This is a genomic window from Protofrankia sp. Cas4, assembly GCF_963555915.1.
Classification (GTDB): domain Bacteria; phylum Actinomycetota; class Actinomycetes; order Frankiales; family Frankiaceae; genus Protofrankia.
In genome coordinates this window covers 1-18,242 of sequence record NZ_CAUVXL010000172.1, presented here as the reverse complement: position 1 = coordinate 18,242, position 18,242 = coordinate 1, and the positions used below count along the sequence as shown (strand labels likewise).

General features: G+C 67.4%; 14 protein-coding genes. 5 read left to right on the top strand and 9 right to left on the bottom strand.

Features of this window, described 5'->3' with window-relative positions; translation table 11 throughout:
* Nucleotides 1-88: 88 nt before the first annotated feature.
* Nucleotides 89-1,099, top strand: a complete 1,011-nt coding sequence (locus U9979_RS16045; protein ID WP_322749240.1) for a Rieske (2Fe-2S) protein — start codon at nucleotides 89-91, stop codon at nucleotides 1,097-1,099.
* A gap of 46 nt (nucleotides 1,100-1,145) precedes the next feature.
* Here U9979_RS16045 and U9979_RS16040 read toward each other — a convergent pair whose 3' ends face one another.
* From U9979_RS16040 to U9979_RS16020, 5 genes are all read right to left on the bottom strand, one after another.
* Nucleotides 1,146-3,392, bottom strand: coding sequence for a serine/threonine-protein kinase (locus U9979_RS16040; protein ID WP_322780019.1), 2,247 nt, complete (start codon nucleotides 3,390-3,392; stop codon nucleotides 1,146-1,148).
* A gap of 70 nt (nucleotides 3,393-3,462) precedes the next feature.
* Nucleotides 3,463-5,508 carry an SGNH hydrolase domain-containing protein gene (locus U9979_RS16035; protein ID WP_322780018.1) on the bottom strand — a complete coding sequence of 682 codons (2,046 nt, stop codon included), beginning with the start codon at nucleotides 5,506-5,508 and terminating at the stop codon, nucleotides 3,463-3,465.
* 35 nt (nucleotides 5,509-5,543) lie between these two features.
* Nucleotides 5,544-6,707, bottom strand: coding sequence for a glycoside hydrolase family 113 (locus tag U9979_RS16030; RefSeq protein ID WP_322780017.1), 1,164 nt, complete (start codon nucleotides 6,705-6,707; stop codon nucleotides 5,544-5,546).
* Complete coding sequence (locus U9979_RS16025) at nucleotides 6,704-8,068, bottom strand: glycosyltransferase family 2 protein (RefSeq protein ID WP_322780016.1); 1,365 nt, start codon at nucleotides 8,066-8,068, stop codon at nucleotides 6,704-6,706. Before U9979_RS16025 ends, U9979_RS16030 begins: the two co-directional genes overlap by 4 nt.
* A gap of 361 nt (nucleotides 8,069-8,429) precedes the next feature.
* Nucleotides 8,430-9,578 carry a glycoside hydrolase 5 family protein gene (locus U9979_RS16020; protein ID WP_322780015.1) on the bottom strand — a complete coding sequence of 383 codons (1,149 nt, stop codon included), beginning with the start codon at nucleotides 9,576-9,578 and terminating at the stop codon, nucleotides 8,430-8,432.
* A gap of 155 nt (nucleotides 9,579-9,733) precedes the next feature.
* On the opposite strand from U9979_RS16020, the gene U9979_RS16015 reads away from it, so the two are divergent.
* The 3 genes from U9979_RS16015 (at nucleotide 9,734) to U9979_RS16005 (ending at nucleotide 12,188) form a co-directional block, all read left to right on the top strand.
* Nucleotides 9,734-10,303, top strand: coding sequence for a YidH family protein (locus U9979_RS16015; protein ID WP_322780014.1), 570 nt, complete (start codon nucleotides 9,734-9,736; stop codon nucleotides 10,301-10,303).
* Nucleotides 10,300-10,671 (top strand): DUF202 domain-containing protein, encoded by a 372-nt coding sequence (locus U9979_RS16010; RefSeq protein ID WP_322780013.1) that lies wholly within the window; start codon nucleotides 10,300-10,302, stop codon nucleotides 10,669-10,671. Before U9979_RS16015 ends, U9979_RS16010 begins: the two co-directional genes overlap by 4 nt.
* A 197-nt stretch (nucleotides 10,672-10,868) precedes the next feature.
* A complete protein-coding gene (locus U9979_RS16005) occupies nucleotides 10,869-12,188 on the top strand; it encodes a cytochrome P450 (RefSeq protein ID WP_322780012.1) in 1,320 nt (439 codons plus the stop codon).
* 44 nt (nucleotides 12,189-12,232) lie between these two features.
* Here U9979_RS16005 and U9979_RS16000 read toward each other — a convergent pair whose 3' ends face one another.
* From U9979_RS16000 to U9979_RS15985, 4 genes are all read right to left on the bottom strand, one after another.
* On the bottom strand, nucleotides 12,233-13,015 hold the full coding sequence (locus U9979_RS16000; protein WP_322780011.1) for a DUF308 domain-containing protein: 783 nt from the start codon (nucleotides 13,013-13,015) through the stop codon (nucleotides 12,233-12,235).
* A gap of 304 nt (nucleotides 13,016-13,319) precedes the next feature.
* Nucleotides 13,320-14,141, bottom strand: coding sequence for an SAM-dependent methyltransferase (locus U9979_RS15995; RefSeq protein ID WP_322780010.1), 822 nt, complete (start codon nucleotides 14,139-14,141; stop codon nucleotides 13,320-13,322).
* 895 nt (nucleotides 14,142-15,036) lie between these two features.
* Nucleotides 15,037-15,402, bottom strand: a complete 366-nt coding sequence (locus U9979_RS15990; RefSeq protein WP_322780009.1) for a DUF5615 family PIN-like protein — start codon at nucleotides 15,400-15,402, stop codon at nucleotides 15,037-15,039.
* Nucleotides 15,399-15,803, bottom strand: coding sequence for a hypothetical protein (locus U9979_RS15985; protein ID WP_322780008.1), 405 nt, complete (start codon nucleotides 15,801-15,803; stop codon nucleotides 15,399-15,401). Before U9979_RS15985 ends, U9979_RS15990 begins: the two co-directional genes overlap by 4 nt.
* 566 nt (nucleotides 15,804-16,369) lie before the next feature.
* Here U9979_RS15985 and U9979_RS15980 point away from each other — a divergent pair.
* A partial coding sequence (locus U9979_RS15980) for a TIR domain-containing protein (protein ID WP_322780007.1) occupies nucleotides 16,370-18,242 on the top strand: 1,873 nt, incomplete at its 3' end.

The following is an 18,242-nucleotide window of genomic DNA, read 5'->3' as shown; positions in this document are numbered from 1 at the left end:
CGGCGGCATCCCAGCGTCCAGCCGGCCAAAGGCGACGCGATCATTGCTCCTCCGCGTCGCCGGCGGCCCAATAGGTTCAGGAGGACCCGTGACAGCGTTGCGGTGGCAACGACTCAAAGACCATGATCGACAGCTCATCCAATCCCGACCCGTGTCCGGTGAACAGCGGACCGACTACCCGATCGGCTGGTACTTCGCGCGTTTCAGTGAGGATCTCGCCCCGGGGCAGGTGGTACCCGTTGAGTTCATGTCCCGCCGGTACGCGCTTTTCCGCGACCAGGACGGCGCGGTGGTGATGATCGAGCGCCGGTACTCCGCGGCGGACCGGGATCCGCCGCGAGCACGTCAGCCCACGATCCCGGTCCTGGAGCGGGTGGGGAACATCTGGTTCTGGTACGGCCCGGAGCCGGCCCGGGAGTTCCTCGACGTCGCGTCATTCGACTCATCCCGATACACGAATGTCAAAGGGGAGATCCACATCGGGCGGAGCGATCCGTTGCCGATGTTCGAACACGTCGCCGACTCGTATCATTTTCCACACAACCACAAGGCGGCCGGGCAGCTCGAATACATCGTCACCGCCAACGAAGGAGACCGTTTCGAGTTCCAGCTGCGACCGGCGCCGGGGACGGACGGGGTCAACGTCCAGCGGTTCTTCAAGCCCCATGCCTTCATCGAGATGGCGGGGCCCTGCATCGCCGTCTACCGAGCGCAGAAAAACGCCACCATCAATCGTGACTCGCCCCTGCTGACAGTTCTGCTCGGTGCCACTCCGGTCCGGGAGAACGTCTCGATCCTCTCCTGGCGGATCGCCGTCCGCAAGGTCGGCACGACACCGTTCCACAGCCCGTTGAACTGGCTGCTCACCCGGGCGATCTGGCGTGTCATAGCCTGGAACGTGCATGTCGACCTGGAAGTCCTGAAATGGATGAGACGGCCGGCCAAGACACTGTGGGTGAAGCCCGACGGTTCGTCCGTCCGCGAGTACCGGAACTTCTACAACCGCGCCATCATCGCCGGTTGGCGTCCTGATCACCAGCCTGATCCGCAGCCTGCACCGGACCGGCCGGAAGTCGAACTGACCGGAAATCGCGACTGATCCGCGGCGCGCGCCGTCCCGGTGCTGTCCGGACTCCCGGCCACTCTCAGGGCCCGGCGCCGGTCGCCGCGTTCAAGGCGTAGACCCGGGAGTCCAGGCTGCCGATGTAGACCAGGCCGTTCACGACGGCCGGCGACGAGTCGTCCACCGGCGCTCCGGTGGCGTACCGCCACCGGAGTTTCCCGGTGACAGCTTCCACGGCATAGACATAGCGGTCGCGACTACCCACATAGACCAGGTCGTTCGCCACGGCCGGTGAGGAGCGGATGCCGTTGTCGGTGGAGAACCGCCAGCGGGACCGACCGGTGCTGGCGTCCAGCGCGTAGAGGTTGCCGTCATCGCTTCCCACGTAGACCACCCGCTCGACCAGCAACGGCGTCGAGACCACCCCGTTGTCAGCCGTGAACTGCCAGTTCAGTGTTCCGGTCACGGTGTTCAGGGCGTAGACGTTGTGGTCGTCCGCGCCGATCCACAGTGTTTCGCCCGACACCGCGGGTGAGGAGTCCACGGTGCTGGCCGTGGTGAAGTGCCAGCGTGGGCGTCCGGTGGCGATGTCCAGCGCGTAGATGTTCTTGTCCCGGCAGCCGATGTAAACCCCGCCGCCATACACGGTGGGGGAGGAGTTGAACCAGTCGCCACCGGTGAAACGCCAGCGTTCGGTGCCCGTTGTCGCGTCCACCGCATAGAGGTTATGGTCCCGGCAGCCGATGTAGACCACACCGTCGGCCACGGCCGGGGACGAGTGCATCACGCCACCGGTGCGGAACGTCCAGACGGGCTGACCGGTCGCGGCGTTCACCGCATACAGCTGGGAGTCGTTGCACCCGACGTACACCAAGCCGTCGGCGACCGCCGGGGATGACGTCACCGAACCACCGGTCTGATAGCGCCAGCGCGGCTGCCCGGTCACGGCATCGATGGCGTACAGGTGGGCGTCGTTGCTGCCGATGTAGACGGCTCCGTCGACGACCGCCGGGGAGGAGAACACCTGATCCCGGCAGGCGAATGCCCACGGCCGGGGGCCAGCGCTGTCCGTGCTCCCGCCGACCAGACGCACCGCCCCCCAGACCCCCGCGCCGACCACACCCACCGCACCCACCGCCGCCGCCGCGGCCCCGGTCGCCCGCAGCATGGTTCGCCGGGACACCCGCGCGGATTCGCGTCGATCGGCCGCACCGCCCCCGCTGTCGCCGTCGCGGGCCGGGGGCAGGATCTCCGCCGCTGGGAGCGGCGGGGTCGCCGCGATCAGGGGAGCCAGCTGCGGAGACGGGGTGGAGGTCACCGCCTGCGACTCGCGGGCTGACCGGGACCGGACCTCCGCCGGTCCGAACGTCGCATCAGATGGGCGGGGGCTGTGCCGCCGCTCATAGGCCTCCACCAGCTCGTACCCGACCCGCGGCAACCACTGCTCGGCGCCGACACCGCCCGGTGCCCGCAGCCAGGTTCCAGCGATCTCCTCCAGTAGCTGATTCGTAGTGGGCCGCGCCGCCGGATCCCGTTGCGTGCACCGGCGAATCAGCTCGGTGAGCGCCGCGGGCACCCCGCTGAGATCCGGCGGGTCGGTGAGCAGCTGGGCCAGCACGTTCACCGGCGTGTCGCCCAGGTAGGGCAGGCGGCCCGTCGCCGCGTACAGCAAGGTGGCGCCAAGGGAGTACACGTCGGTGGCGGGGGTCACCGACGAGGTGTCCAGCGCCTGTTCCGGGGACATGTACTGGGGCGTTCCGATCACGGCCTGGGTGAGCTGCGTGCTGGTGTCCACCGTCCTGACCAGACCGAAGTCGATGACCTTGGGATTGTCCTTGGTCACCAGCACGTTCGACGGTTTCAGGTCACGGTGGATCAGCCCCACCCGGTGGATGGATTCCAGCGCCTCGGCGATCCCGGCCGCGAGCCAGAACACCGCGCGGACCGGCAGCGGACCGACCCGGCGCACCAGCAGATGCAGGGATGGCGCGGCCACGTAGGCGGTGGCCAACCACGGCATCGCCGCAGCCGCGTCGGCATCCACCACGGCGGCCGTGAACACGCCGCTGACCTGCCGGGCCGCCGCCGCCTCCCGTGCGAACCGCGCCCGGAAACCCGGCGCACCCACCATGTCGGTCCGTACCGTCTTGACGGCGACGAGCAGGCCCGATCGGGACTGGCCCAGGTACACCCGACCCATCCCGCCGGAGCCCAGCCGACCCATGATCCGGTATGGGCCGATCATCCGCGGGTCCTCGGGCAGCAGCGGCTCATACGGGTTCCCGGAGGACTCCTGCCGGCTCCCGGAAGAATTGTTCGGTCCACTCACGCCGGCATCCATCCGTCTCCCACCATGGCAGTCACAACCGCCACGACAATCACAACCACCGCGACAGCCGTCATCGTCTCCCAACCGGACGAGTGTCGACCGTGGCGGTTCCACCAGCCGGGCTGCCAGCCGCCGGACTGGCACCAGCCCCGTTGTCCGCGGTTGGCGGTCCCGGCGCCAGTGCCCTGCCGACCGCCGCGACCAGCCACGGGGCGAGGCTGTCCATCCCCGCGGGGGCGAGGTGGACGGCGTCGAAATACAACGGCCTGCCGGCGGACGTACGCGTCCAGCACTGTCCGGCCTGGCACAGCGCCGCGTCGACATCCAACAACAACACCTGGGGATACCGGGCGACCGCTTCGATGATCAACGCATTGAAACAACGGCTCGACGCTGGATCGGCCTCGCCCGTGACGCTACGGGCATCGGCCAGCAGCACCGGCCGCCCGGGTGCCAGCGCCGTCCACAGCTGGGCAGCATGGTCGAGCTCCTTACGGTAGAGCTGGCGATAGTCCGCGTCGCACGGCGAAATCACCGAGCCGTGGTATAGACGCGCGGCCGCGTCCGCGCTGAGATCCACCACCAGGGCCTCCGGGCGGCTTTGGGTGATACGCGTGCGCCACTGCTCGGCCCAGTTCGTGCATGCCGCCGAACGGGTGGGCGCCGACGGCGGCACCTGCGCGTCGGCGGTGATACGGGCCAGCGGTACCGCGGGCGGCGCCACCGGATACAGCCCGCACCCCGGCAGCGTCCCGTCCACCACCGAATACCGGCCAGCGCCGTGGCTGCCAAGCGTCACCGCAAGGTCGCCAGCAAACGACCCGCCGAGCGCCAGCAGCACCGGCGCCCTCCCGTTGCGCAGCCGCCCCTCAGCCGCGGCAGGCAGCCAGGTACTGCTGGTCGCGACCGTCGCATAGGCCAGCAGCAGCACCGGGAGCGCCCATCGCACCCGCCAGCGGCGCGTCCGCAACCGCCCGACCAGCCCATCCTGCAGCAGTAGGCCGACAAACCACACGAACCCACCGCCGACAAGGAGCAGTGCATCCGGGCGTGCCGTCGCGAAGGCCTGCCGCAGCAGCCAGAACACCGGAAGATGCAGCAGCAGGAGTGGATAGGCCATCCGGCCCAGCTCCACCGGTCCGCCGCGGGCGAGCAGCCACTCGATCGGGCCGTGGCGAAACGACACGACCTGACGATCGACGGTCGCCACCAGGAGTGCGCCGCCGCCGGCGGCGGCGCTCGGCCCGGCACCGCGTAGCCAGTCGGCCGGATGCGCCGTGGCGATCAGCGCACTGGCAACAAGGACGGCTATTCCGATCATCCCGCCGACCGTGGCCCACCAGACTCCGCGGGCCGGTCGGACCCGCTGGAGCTTATCCGGGACGTCCGGCACCGGGACGTCCGGCACTGCCCTGGCCCGCGCCGCCACGACCAACCCGGCCGCGGCGGCGCCCAGCAACCATTCAGCTGCCCGGACATGGCTGCCCAGTGCCAGCTCGGCGAGGTCGGCACCCGCCGCCGCCCGCAGCGGACCGACCAGACAGGCCACCCCGGCGAGCAGCAGGCACGGCAACGCGGTCAGCCACGCCGTGCGCCTCGCACCGTCGCTTCGGGTGAAGCGTCCACCGGCCCGCCGGGCAAACCACCATATACAGCCCAGCAATATAGGCCATAGCAGAACAAACTGCTCGATAAGACCCAGTAGCCATAAAATCCCCAACGGGTCGATCTGGCCGGGGCGGTCCGCGTACCAGTCACCGTTCGAGGCGATGATTCGATCCCGCAACACGAAGAGGTCAAACCAGTTCCCGAGCTGCGCAAGGCCGGCGACAGCCGCCATCGCGAGCCGTCGGGCCTCCTGCGGCGGGCTGAACAGCGCGGCCAGGCCCAGCGTGACGGCCAGGGTGAACAGCGCGAGCGGAACCCGATGCTTGAAGTGGTCGCGGTACCAGACACCCAGCTGCATCCGGCCGTCCGGCCGGGACGACGCGGCGTCCAGCAGTGCCCGGGTCGTCAGGTAACCGCCGACTGCCAGCAGCAGGTCCGCGCCCAGCAGCTCTACCCGGAATCCGCCGGTGCTCGCCAGCATCACGGCGAGCACCGCTAGGCCGGACACGCCGGTCACGGCCCGGGACGGGGACGGGGACGGACTCAGCTCCCCTCCCCCCAGGCCGAGAAGCAGTCCCGGATCGCCTGTTCGGCCGGGCGGCCGACAAATGACTCGTGCCGGTCCCGCAACGGGTCCGCAGTGGCCGGGTTGACGTGAAAATCCACCCGCCACCAGTAGAGACCGGCCAGGGCACGTTCGCGGGCCAGCTGGCAGGCGGCGACAAACCAGCGTTTCTGGAGTTCGGGAATCACGGGCATACCGTCGGTCTGCGGAGTAGCCGGGTGCCGGTAGATGCCGGGCTGTGCGGCTGCCCCCACCTCGTACAGCATCACCTGTGGCATGACGCCAGGCGCCTTCTGGTTCAACCACCTGTTCCAGGCGGTGGCCAACTCCGCCACCGAGGCGTCGTCACCCAGCGGAAGCTCCGGATAGGCGTCCACGCCGACGCGATCCACCGGCATCCGAACCCGGGTGCGAACGAACACGTCCCAGTTGAACGCGTACGCGATCTCACCGGTGAATACCGTCCGGGTATACGCGGCCAGATTCCCCCAGCGTGGGTCGCCCTCCAGCGAATTGAGTTCGGTACCAAGGACGACCGTATTGAGGTGGTGCTGTTCAGCCAACGCCAGATAGGGAGCGAGGAAGCCACGGTACGAGGCGAACCAGGCATCCCTGCTGATCGGGTTGATGGTACCGCGCCAATCCCGTGGATTGGCCGCGACCAGGGACTTCTCGTCGAGGGTCGGGCGCAGGGTGATCCGCAGTCCCTCCCGCGCCGCCTCGTCCAGGAGAATGCCGAGCCGTTCCGGTGCGGGCGTACCCCGGGCAGCGTGAACCGTACTGGACCTGACAGCGTCGGTGAAGAACGGAAAGGAAATACTTATCGCGTTGGCATCCAGGTCCACGATGTAGTCGACGATCCGCGCCGCCTTGAGAGCCACTGCCTGAGCGGACTCGTCGGGGTTGTCATCCCAGTAGACCTGTACGCCGAGTTCGGGCCGGCCCGGCCGCCAGGGAAAGGCAATCCGAGGGCCCGGGACGACGGCTGGGCCGTCCGCATTCCCGGCCGCGGCAGCCAGTGTGGCCGGCCGGAACGAGGGAGTGCGGTCGGCGGACGCGGATGCACAAGCGGTCGCCACGGTGAGCCCGACCAGTACGACAAGCAGCGCCGCCACAGCGCGCACCCTGCTCGCGACAATCACATCGGCTTCGCGATCACGGTGAAGGTCGATTCGCCATTACGCAGAAAACGCACCAGCCCCCGGAGCACGGCCACCGCCTCCAGCAGAGAGAAAACCGGCATGAGAAGCACTAGGCAGACAGGCTCCCACCACAGCCGCCGTCGGATCTGCGCCGAGGCCAGCGCGTTAATCTTCATTCCCTCCCAGTACAACCAGACGCTGTAAGCCATGTTGAGCGCCCATATCGGCAGAACCACGGCACTGGCCGGCGATGTGTCGGTATCACCCAGAAGGGTGCCGATCAATATGATCAAACCGAGATGCTGCATCGGCCCGGACGCCCATATGATGACATTGTGTAGGAGGAGTAACCGGCGGCGCAGCGGGATGGAGCGTTTGGCCGAAAGCATGAACAGGCCCCACGCCCACCGTTCCCGTTGGCGAATGAAGTCGGCCACGCTTGCCGGTGACGCACCGTAGGAGCGGCCCGGGAACCAGTCGCTGCGCCGCGGGTACCGGTCACAGAAACGCAGCGCGAATTCGGCGTCCTCGACGATGGACTGGGAGCCGAAGTCCCAGCCGATCTCGGCCTCGATGGAGGCTCGCACCAGCAGGAGTTCCCCGTGGAGCCCGGCGCGCGGCATGCCACGACCGGTGGTGGCCGCGAACATGCTGATGTCACAACCGGGGCGGACCGCGTCGGCCAACCAGAGCAACGGGTTCACCGCATGTTCCCGGGGATAGCTGAGCACGCCCTGGGCGAGATGCCGGGCATTCTCGCCAGCCAGCCACTGTGCGTTGATGAACCGGGCCACGGCCTCGGTGGTGTCGGGACCGACACCGGTGTCGTCGTCCATGTGCAGCACCCACACGTCATCACGGGCCTCGCCCTCGGCGCAGCGGACCTCGTTGACGTAGTGGTTCGCGCGGGCTTTGAATCGGGTGCCGTTGGGCGTGCGGTAACCGCGCGGTACCGTGATGATCCGGATTCGTGCAGTCACCGCAGCTAGTCTGGCGATCTGTTCGCGGGCCTCGCACCCCTCCTCGATCACCACGTCCACCCGCAGGTTCGGGAAGTATGCGGGTAGATAGCGACAGAACGAGGCGACCGCCCGTTCCAGGGCGGGATAGGTGTCGTGCCGCCCGATGGTGGGGACGACCACCACCAGCAGGTCGTAAACCATAGCCGCGGTAGGCGGCAGCCTTCGGTCCCGACGGAGACGGGCTGTCGTGAGCAGACCGCCGGACAGGCCCAGGAGCGTACCGCTGATGGGCACAGTCCAGACCACGGTGGCAATCCAACCGAGGAAACCGAAACCGGAGTCGCGGGCCCAGGCCCACCATCCGAAGGCAGAAAAGATCAAAAAGACGATCAGGAACACGGCGTAACCAGGGCGCCATGCCCCCGCCTGCCGCTCCCGAGGCAACGTAAGCGGAGTCGTTTCGGGTTCAGACCAGCTCGGCTCGGGTTCAGACCAGCTCGGCTCGGATGGAAGCGGAGTCGTCCCCGGCTCGTCGGGATAGGTCAATAGCGGGGATACCCGGTACATGACCAACTGATGTGACGTTGTCACCCGACTCCCCCGAACGTGAGACCAATCACGGCCTTCGGAGAATACGCCCCTAAGACCGGACACGTCGCATTGGCCGTCCCACCAGCCATGGGCGGCTCCCCCAGCAGCCGTCTTCACGTCCTGTTACTGCGGATGGCTCTCACGCCGGCTCATGACCGCTCATGGCCGCTCATGGCCGCTCATGACCGGCAGACATCCGCCCGGCATGGTCCGCGAGAAGGGCTGCCGTAGTCGACGGGTTGACCACGCGAAGGCCGTCATAGTCGGCATAGTGGGATCCATCGTCATTGCGACCGGTGAGGATCCAGAAGTTGTCCCCGTCGCCGTCGAACCGCTCGACCGCGTCCGTCCACGCCCGATAGATCGTATTGCGGGTCGCTTCGTCGGCTCGCCAGCCGAACTCCTCGAGCACCGCCGGCTTCTTGGCCCTGCGGGCGTCGCGGATATGGTCACGGATCCACTGAATGCCCCAGTCCGGGGTCATATCACCCCAGCGTTGCGGATGCAGGTGAAACGTACCGTAGTCCACGGCGGGCAATGCGATGAGCCGCCGCCAGGCCACCCCTTCATGATCGGAATATGGGTGGGATGGCTCGTCGGCCCGACCGTAGAAGCCCTCATCGCCCACGGCGACCAGCTGGCGTGGCGCCAGTCCCTTCACATAGCGGCTCATCTCCTCGACCCAGGCGACCAGCGTGTCACCAGATGCGTCGGACGGGCAGCGAGGCTCGTTCGCCAGCTCCCACGCCATGATTGTCGGGTCGGCGTCGTAGCGCAGCCCGGTGTACCGGTTCCGCCGGCCGATCACATGCCCTACCCAGGCCTGATAGCAGTTCCTGATGTCACGACGCCGGAAGAAGTCGTCGTGCTCGGCCGAGAACCAGGTGGCGTACTGCGGTATCCCGCCGAAATCACTCCAGTTGTTCGTCAGCACGATCACGAGGCGGAGCCCGAGCTGGCCGGCCCTGAACACGGCGTGGTCCAGGTGCGCGAAACCGTCCTCGTCATAGGTAAAGGGCGCCGGCTGGAGCACGACCCCGTCGGCCGCGGAACCGTCGAGGAAACCCCAGCAGCGCACCACCCGCAACCCCATCGACCGGGCGTCCGTGAGCACGCGGTCGGTCATGTGGCGACCCTTGTAGTGGAGGTAGTAGTTGTTCGTGCCACCGAAGCGGAACCGGCGGCCGTCGACGGTGAAGCAGCTACGGCCCACGGTGCCGCCACGGCTCACGGTGACGAACGCGCGGGGGCCGTACCCACCGGCTGCCGGTCCGGCCGAGGCCGCTCCAGCCTGCGGATCCGTTCGATCATGGTCCATGGCGACCTCCTGCTGTCAGGCCGGGGCCACGGCCGATAAGGATGCGGACGACCTCGGGAAACAGCAGACTTCCATAGACGAACAGCGGCGCCGAATCCGCTGATACCGGCGTCAACCGGGTGGCGCCGGCCACGGACGCTTGGGATGGACGGGCATTGGCAGGCGGCATCGACGATCTCTCCGACGGCAGCGGGACGGGGATGACAGCCATGGTGAACGATCGTCGCGGTGGCGGCCCACCGGTCTCCGGCGGGCCTGGCGCGCAGGCACCGACGTGCGAGACCGGACGTTCGTCCGCGGATGTGCGCCCGTCAGGGCGCCAGCCGTGGCGGTTGGGCCTGCGCCGGCAGTGGCCGAGCGCCACCGACGTCCGCCAGGTCGGGTCGGAGCCGGACTACCGTTTCACACTGGCCAACGAACGGACATTTCTCGCCTGGATCCGAACCGCGCTGGCGCTGTTGGCAGGCGGTGTCGCGGTCGTGCAGGTCGTGCCGGACTTCGGTTTCCCCGGCAGCCGTCACGTCCTCGGCGTCACGTTCGTCATCATGAGCATCGTCATCTCCACGACCAGCTACCGGCGCTGGGCGGACGTGGAACGCGCCCTGCGGCTCGGGCGGCCGCTGCCCCCGTCGCAGGTACCCCGCCTGCTGGGTATCGTGATCACATTGGTGAGCCTGATCGCCCTGGCATCCATCCTGTACAGCTCCGGAGGTGCAGGTCGATGACCCGGCCCGCTGTCGGGCACCCCGACGAGATACCCGACCCGGGGCTGCAGAGCGAACGCACCTACCTCGCCTGGCAGCGCACCGGCCTCTCCTTCGCCGCCGTCGGCGTGTTTCTCGTGCACGCAACACGCCACCTGGGTCACCTGGGCCTGTTGGGCCGCCTGGGCGCCGGGCTTCCCGGGATCCTCGGGCTGGCCACCGGTGCAGTGATCATGTTACGTGGACTCCTCCGCTACCGGCAGGCCGTCGCCGGTGCGGGTACGGGTGGGCCCGGCGTATCGGCGCCGACCGCGGTCGGCGCAGTCGCGGCCGCCGCGAGCCTGGTCGCCGTCGGTGGGCTCCTCGTCCTGCTAGCGGGTGCCTTTTAGAGCCTGTTTTGAATCTTCTGTCCGGGCGATCCAAGATTCAAAACAGACTCTTAGCGCCCGCGCGACCCGGCGTCGATCACGTCGCCGCGCTTTCGCACGCCGCTCACACAGCTCAATCGTTCGATTCGCACGACCGTGCGGTCCGATGGAGGGACGATTTCGGTGAAAGGACGGTGCCGATGATGCGCGGTACACCAATGGGGACCAGAATGCGCTGGGCGGTCCGGCACGGCGCGGCGCGGGCCGTGATACGCACAGCCCAGCGTCGGGGTGATCAGCACACGCTCCTGCTCACCGATCCGACGCTTCGTGCCGACCCGTTCCCGCTGTACGACGAGATGCGCTCGCAGGGCGCTTTCACATCCGGACGGTTGGCAATGATGACTGTCAGCCACCAAGCCGCGGCTGCCGTCCTGCGCGGTGAGCAGTTCCGGGTCGGGTTCGACGGCTCGGCGCTTCCTCGGCTCCTGCGCATGGTGTGGGCCGCATCCCGCGATGAAAGGGTCAACGGCCCGCTCAACCCGCCGTCGTTGCTCGCCGTCGACCCGCCCGACCACACTCGCTATCGCAAACTCGTGTCGAAGGTGTTCACGCCCCGAGCGATCGAAAACCTGCGTGGACGTATCGAGGAGACCGCCGACGAACTCCTCGACGACATGGCGGGCGCGGCCGGGGTCGACCTCGTCGGCCGCTACGCCAGCCTGTTGCCGGTCACGGTGATAGCCGAAATCCTCGGCATTCCGGCCGATATGCGCGCACAGTTGCTGGCCTGGGGCACCGCGGCGGCACCGAGTCTCGACATCGGCCTGTCCTACCCGGAGTACCGGCATGCGGAGAATGCGCTCCGGGATATCAACACCTGGCTGCACGGACATTTCGAACGCCTGCGCCGCAACCCGGGCGACAATCTGCTCAGCAAGCTGGTCCTCGCCGTCGACGAAGGCCAGCGACTGAACGAGACGGAATTGACCTCGACCGCACAACTACTGCTCGCAGCAGGCTTCGAGACAACCGCCAACCTGCTCGGAAACGGCGCCGTCCTGTTGCTGAGTCACCCCGAGCAACAGACGCTCCTGCGCGATGACCCGGGCCTGTGGCCCAACGCCGTCGAGGAGATCCTGCGGTACGAATCACCAGTACAAATCGCCGCCCGATTCGCGCACGAGGACACCGAGATCTGCGGTGTTCCGATACAGGCCAACCAACTGGTCGCCGTCTTTCTCGGCGGCGTCAACCGGGACCCGGCCATTTTCACCGATCCCCACTCTTTCGACATCCGGCGAGCCAACGCCCGAGAACATCTGGCCTTCTCCAACGGCATCCACTACTGCCTCGGTGCCGCGCTCGCCCGCCTCGAAGGTGAGATCGGCCTTCGTAAGCTGTTCGAGCGCTATCCGGAGCTGGCGTTCGCCGACGAGCCCCGCCGACGGCAGACCCGGGTCCTACGCGGGTACGCGGCGATACCGGTTACCCCGGAGAGCAGAACTCACCCGCCCGTCGCCGCCATCGAAAACTGACCGTGCGCACACGTCAGTCACGGAAGTGGATGGCACACCGGCTCTCAGGCGAAGCGCCCCTGGCCGCGGGCTTCTCCCGCGGTCGCTTCGGTACGCGTTTGTGCCTCGGTACGCGCATGTGCTTCGGTACGCGCATGTGTACGGGTGGCTTCGCTAACTGCGGGGGCGCCAAATCCGGTGGACGGGAACATGTCCAGCGCCGCAAGCTCGCGCCGGACACCCCGCATCCGGGTAGCCATTGCAATCTTTGTCAGCCCGGTGGCCAGTGCCGCAAGACTCACCCAGAGAACCAGCAGGGTGAGGGAGCGGTTCGGGTAGGCGGCGGCCCAGAAGGCAATCCCGATCTCGAACGCGCCGACGATCAGCGGCATCCACCACTGTGCGGTTCCGCGAAGCTCTGTCGTGCGAAGTTCCGTCAGGCGAAGTTCGGTCGTGCGAAGCTCGGCGCGGCGCGCGACGAAGGCGTTCACAACATCGTAAATACCCTTGCCCAACAGGTACCAGGCTACGATCCGGGCCACCACCGTGAAGGTCGGATCCGGCCAGGCCAACGCGACCACGCCACCGGCTACAAAGAGCACCGCGAGCAGGGCGTGTGACCAGCGCCAGTCCCGTGCTGTCGCAGTCGTGGCGAGCAACTCACTCACTGCACTGACAAGCAGGACGACACCCAGTAGTACCGCGATGGACCGTTCGGTCGTCAGATCGAACTGGATCATCGCCAGGGCGAACAAGGCCCAGGCGATCCCCACAGCGAGGACGAGCCACCACGGAACGCCTCCAGCGCGTTCGCCGTCCCGGTGCGCCGGTGCTGTTGCGGCACTCACGGCTGCTCTCCCATCTCGCGGCCTGACCGAAAACCGTTCTCAGGAGCCCATTTGAGATCTTGACTTCCTCACGGCCCAGACGCCGTGATGCCCATGTTCGGGCCTCTCATTCCTGTCGCAGCAAAGAATCATTACGGCCGCGCCGGAAACGGATGATCCGGATTGATAGGCAGACAGTGGGTAAAATGCTCATATAGCAGCGGCCAATAACTACTCCGCGCTGATGGTGACCAGTCTGGACCAATGCACGGGCATGCACTGGTCCAGGACCCGCAATGCCGCTGGCGGGGCCAGCCGGTAGGGGCTAGGCCTTCCGACCGACGCCGCAGTACCCGTCGACCGGGGCGGGCAGGCTACCGTCCGGAGTGGGTTCGGGCCGCCAGTGGGTGTGCGACACGACTCCGGGTTCGATCAGTTCAAGCCCGTCGAAACGGCGGACGATCTGCTCGGGGGTGCGCAGGATGTACGGGACGGCGCCGGTCTCGTTGTAGTCGTCCTGGGCTGCGTCGAACCCGGTGTCGCCGGCCGGGCGGGTGCCGTCGTAGGTCGCCAGATAGCTGCCTGATGGCAGGGCGTCCAGCAGTCGCTTCACGATGGACAGCACCTCGTCGTCGTCGACGATGTGGCCGAGGATCCCCATCAACATCAGCGCAACCGGCTGGCCGAAGTTCAGCGTACGCGCCGCACCGGCCAGGATGGTGTCCGGATCCCGCAGGTCGGCGTCGAGGTAGTCCGTGACTCCGTCAGGAGTGCTGACCAGCAGCGCGCGGGCGTGGACCAGTACCAGGGGGTCGTTGTCGACATAGACGATCCGGGAGTCCGGAGCGACCCGCTGGGCGACCTCATGGGTGTTGTCGGCCGTGGGTAGACCCGTGCCGATGTCGAGGAACTGCCGGATACCCGCCTCACCGGCCAGGTAGGCGACCGCACGGGAAAGAAAACCCCGGGACGCACGGGCCAGTTCGCCGATACCCGGGAAGACCTTGACGTATTCATCGCCGGCGGCCCGGTCCACCGGATAACAGTCCTTGCCGCCCAGCCAATAATTCCAGATCCGGGCGGAATGCGGAACGGAGGTGTCGATCCTCGACCACAGGTCTTGCTCGGACGACTCATCGCCTGCCATGGGGGCGGTCTCCTGGTATGCGTAATGTCTGCTGTCGTTCCATACCGTACCGCCACAACCAGGACCCGCCCACCCCGCCCGGCCAGTTCCGGCGAAACAGAGCCCGACGATAGGAACGCGCCGGACGACACGCCCGGGAACCGTCCGCGAATTAGGAGATCATCTGATACTGGATCTCTCCACGATCTATCCTGCACGGATCGTGCACCGGCTGACGGAGCCCGACGCGAGCTGCCTGGCGGGTTCCGGCTCGCGGATCTGGTAGTCCGGCCCCAGACTTGTACCCGTCCCTATTCGTCCGAGCCTCCGGCGACGATCGGCATCGCTCACGGCCACGGCAGGACTGGTCCCACCATGAATCCAACGCCGCCACCCCAGTGGCCGGACGCGGCGGGCAGCCTTCCTTTTCCCTCCTGCCCACCATCGCCGACCTGCCGACTACCGCCAACCGCTTGCTGTGTCTCATCGACCGAGGCAACGGGTTCGACGACGACGTCACTCTGCTCCTCGCTCGCGCCAACCCGTGCTCGCATGGGTCGTGATCGGCCCGGAGGTTCCGTCTCTGCAACCTGATTCGGCACCGTACCATCACCCTTTGCACCAGAACCATCACGGATCGCGCACCCGAATGGAATACCTGACAACTCCTTTCACGAAGACGGACCAGCGCCTCGTCGATCTCTCTCCGCAGATCGGCCATCCATAGACCATGATCGACATATGCTTGTCGTTATGTACGATTTTTAGCCGAATAAGCGTACACAACGACAAACATACGATGATCTTCGGCGTAGCCGGCGTCCGCCAGAGACGCACTCACGTCCGCCGGGTCACTCATGGTCACATGAAAAGGCGCCCTGACGCGCTGACCACATGGATTCGCCGGCGGCAGCGATCAGCGTCGTAGAAACACGACCTGATCCGGAATGATGGCACCTGGCTCCTGGAGCAGCTTGTCGAGTGCGCTCACCACGGCACCGACAAAGCCGCGGTCCTGTGGAAAGGCTTTGGTCGCGATGAGAACGAGACCGGCGTGTGAGCGTCCGCCAGCCCGGTACTGGGCATCGAGCGGCAGAAAATCCTTGATGTTGAGCGTAACCAGCGCGCGTCCTTGACGCGCAGCCTCCGCCAGCACCTGGTCATCAGGCAACGAGATCAGCGAAAAATCGGAGACAACGGACAGGACGTCGTGCCCCCTCCCGACAAGTTGGGCCGCTATCCGCTCCCCGAGCATCTCGTCGAGCAGGAGAGGGCTGCTCATCCGGCCAGCAGGTCCTGCTCGCGCCGCCAAGCCCGCTCGGCCGCCTGCTCGGCATCATCAGCCGCGGTGATCTCAGCGTCGACATCGTCCGGGTAGGCCGCCCAATACCGCAGCGCCGTGCGGAGCAGCCGTAGCGGCAGACCGCTGTTGTCCGCAACCATGGACAACAGCGCATGCTCAGCCAGCTCCGGCTCGGCTGCCCGGGCGGACCGGACCGCTCGCACGACCTCCCAGATGTCAGGCCCACCGACCAGACCCGCCCGCCGTCCCGTCGACCCCTCCCTGAAAGTGATGCCAGGATGTTCCGTGGTCCGCAGCCCTTCATCCACCAGCCGGTTCGCCGCTGAAGACAGCGAAAGACCCGGATGCGTCGCCACGTACGCCTGCAGGCGTACGGCCACGGTGGCCTCAAACCGCACCGGCGTCGGAGCCTTCCTCGTCATGCGACTACAGTGTAGTCGCTACGATCAGTTTGGCAAGATTAGCCGTGACACGATCGACCTATTACAAGGGTATCGACCGGACAGGCCGCTGCCGACCGCCGGGCACGCGGCGGGCACGAAAGCGGAAAAACGGGCCTCAGCCATAGGAACGTCGGGGTTCCCGGGGGCTCGGCCCTGAACCTCCTTGAGGTCTCCAGGTGCGCGGAAAATCATGGTCGCACACCCTTTGGCCTGGGGGCCGACATGGCGGAACGACCTGGTCAGACCGTGCCTGACAGACCTTGCCCGGAGTGGAGCGGGCGACGGGAATCGAACCCGCGTTGCAAGCTTGGGAAACCTGTGCGGCTACTGCTGCTGACCTGCTCTGGAGCACTCCGGACCAGGTCAGCAGCGGTCCAGCTCTCGCCAGAGACCACAGATCAGACCACATGCTGACCGCTGCTACTGGCACGCGAATGGCACGGCGGGCGCCCGTTGTTCGGGCCGGTTTCTGCTGCTTTGGGTGGTAGTGGCATCCTTGTCGGGTGACCGACGGGGGTGACGCGGGGGGCGATCCACACTTCTTCGTGTCGTACACCCAAGCGGATCGGGTGTGGGCGGAGTGGATCGCCTGGACGTTGGAAGAGGCGGGTTATCGGGTGCTGATCCAGGCGTGGGATTTCGCGCCGGGGTCGAACTGGGTGTCAGGGATGCAGGAGGGTGTGGCACGGGCGGAGCGGACGATCGCGGTACTCTCGGTGGCATATGCCCGGTCAGTGTACGGGGCGGCGGAGTGGCAGGCGGCGTGGGCGGCGGATCCGGCCGGACAGACTCGTAAGCTACTGCCGGTTCGGGTGACCGATTGTGACCGCCCGGAGTTATTGAAGCAAATTGTCTCGGTCGATGTGTTCGGGGTCGGTGAGGCGTCGGCGCGGGCGGAGCTGCTGAGGGCAGCCGAACTGGCGGTGTCGGACGGACGGGGTAAGCCGGCTACGGCACCGGGCTTCCCCGGTGGCCTGGCTGATACGGGGGTGGCGGTGGGAGCGGCTCCGGTGTTCCCGCCGGATCTGCCGTCGATGTGGGGTGTGCCGGCCCGGCTGGCGCATTTCGTCGGCCGGGAGGCGTTGCTCGCCCAGCTGCGTGCCCGGCTGGCGGTTGTGGGGTCGGTGGCGGTAACCGCGTTGGCGGGGATGGGCGGGGTGGGAAAGACCGCGCTGGTGGTGGAGTACATCCACCGGTATGCCGAGTTGTTCGACCGGGTGGGCTGGGTGCCGGCGGAGCAGCCGGAGTTGATCGGCGGCTATCTGGCCGGGTTGGCCCCGGTGGTGGGGCTGCCGGTGGACGCGGAACCGGCGGCGGTAGTGGCGGCGTGGGCGCGCGCACCCCGGTCGCTGCTGGTGTTCGACAACGCCGACGATCCCGACACGATCATGATGATTAGGGGTTTGCGGCCGTCGCCGGGGGTGGGCCGGCTGCTGGTGACGTCGCGGCTGCGGGGGTTGACCGCGCTTGGTGCGACCGTCACCGTTCCGCTGCTGCCGCGGGTCGATGCGATGCGGCTGCTGACCGACCGGTTCCCGTCGCTGGAGCCGACAGTCGCCGATCGGATCTGTGAGCTGTTGGGGGATTTGCCGTTGGCGGTGGAGCAGGCCGCCGGCTATCTCGACCAGACCGGTACCCCACCCGAGGAGTACGCCGGGCTCCTCGCTGATCAGCTCGGCGACATGCTCGGCGAAGGGGAGGTGGCCGATCGGCCGGGGGTCACCGTCGCGGTGCTCTGGGAGCTGTCGATGCGGCGGTTGCGGACCGAGTGTCCGGCCGCGGTGGAGCTGCTGGAGGTGTGGGCGTTATGCGACCCGGAGACGATTCCGCTGGGCCTGTGCACCGATCCGGCCGGGCTGGACGACGGGCCGCTGAAAGAGGCGGCGGGTAACCCGGCGGTGTGGGCACGCACGGTCGGGGTGCTGGTCGGGTACAGCCTGGCCCGCCGTGACCGGGACACGGTGGACGTGCACCGGCTGGTGCAGGCCGCGACCCGCCGGGCCATGAGCGGCGAGGCACACACGGCGCGGGTTGGCACCCTGATCCGGCTGCTGCGCGGCATTCTGCCCGAAGACATCGCGCGGAACCCGGACGCCTGGCCGGTATGGCGGGTCTACCTGCCCCACGTCAGCGCCGTGCTCGGGCACACCGATGCCGATGCCACCGACGACGGCCTGTCCTGGCTGTGTGACCGGACCGCAACCTACCTGCAAGAACACGGCCAGTCGGCCGCGGCGCTGCCGCTGTTCCAGCAGGCGCTGGCGATCGACGAGACGGTCTACGGCCCCGACCACCCCGTCGTCTCCGCCCGGCTGAACAACCTGGCGTTGGCGTTGCAAGACCTGGGTCGGGCCGGGGAGACGCTGCCGCTGTTGC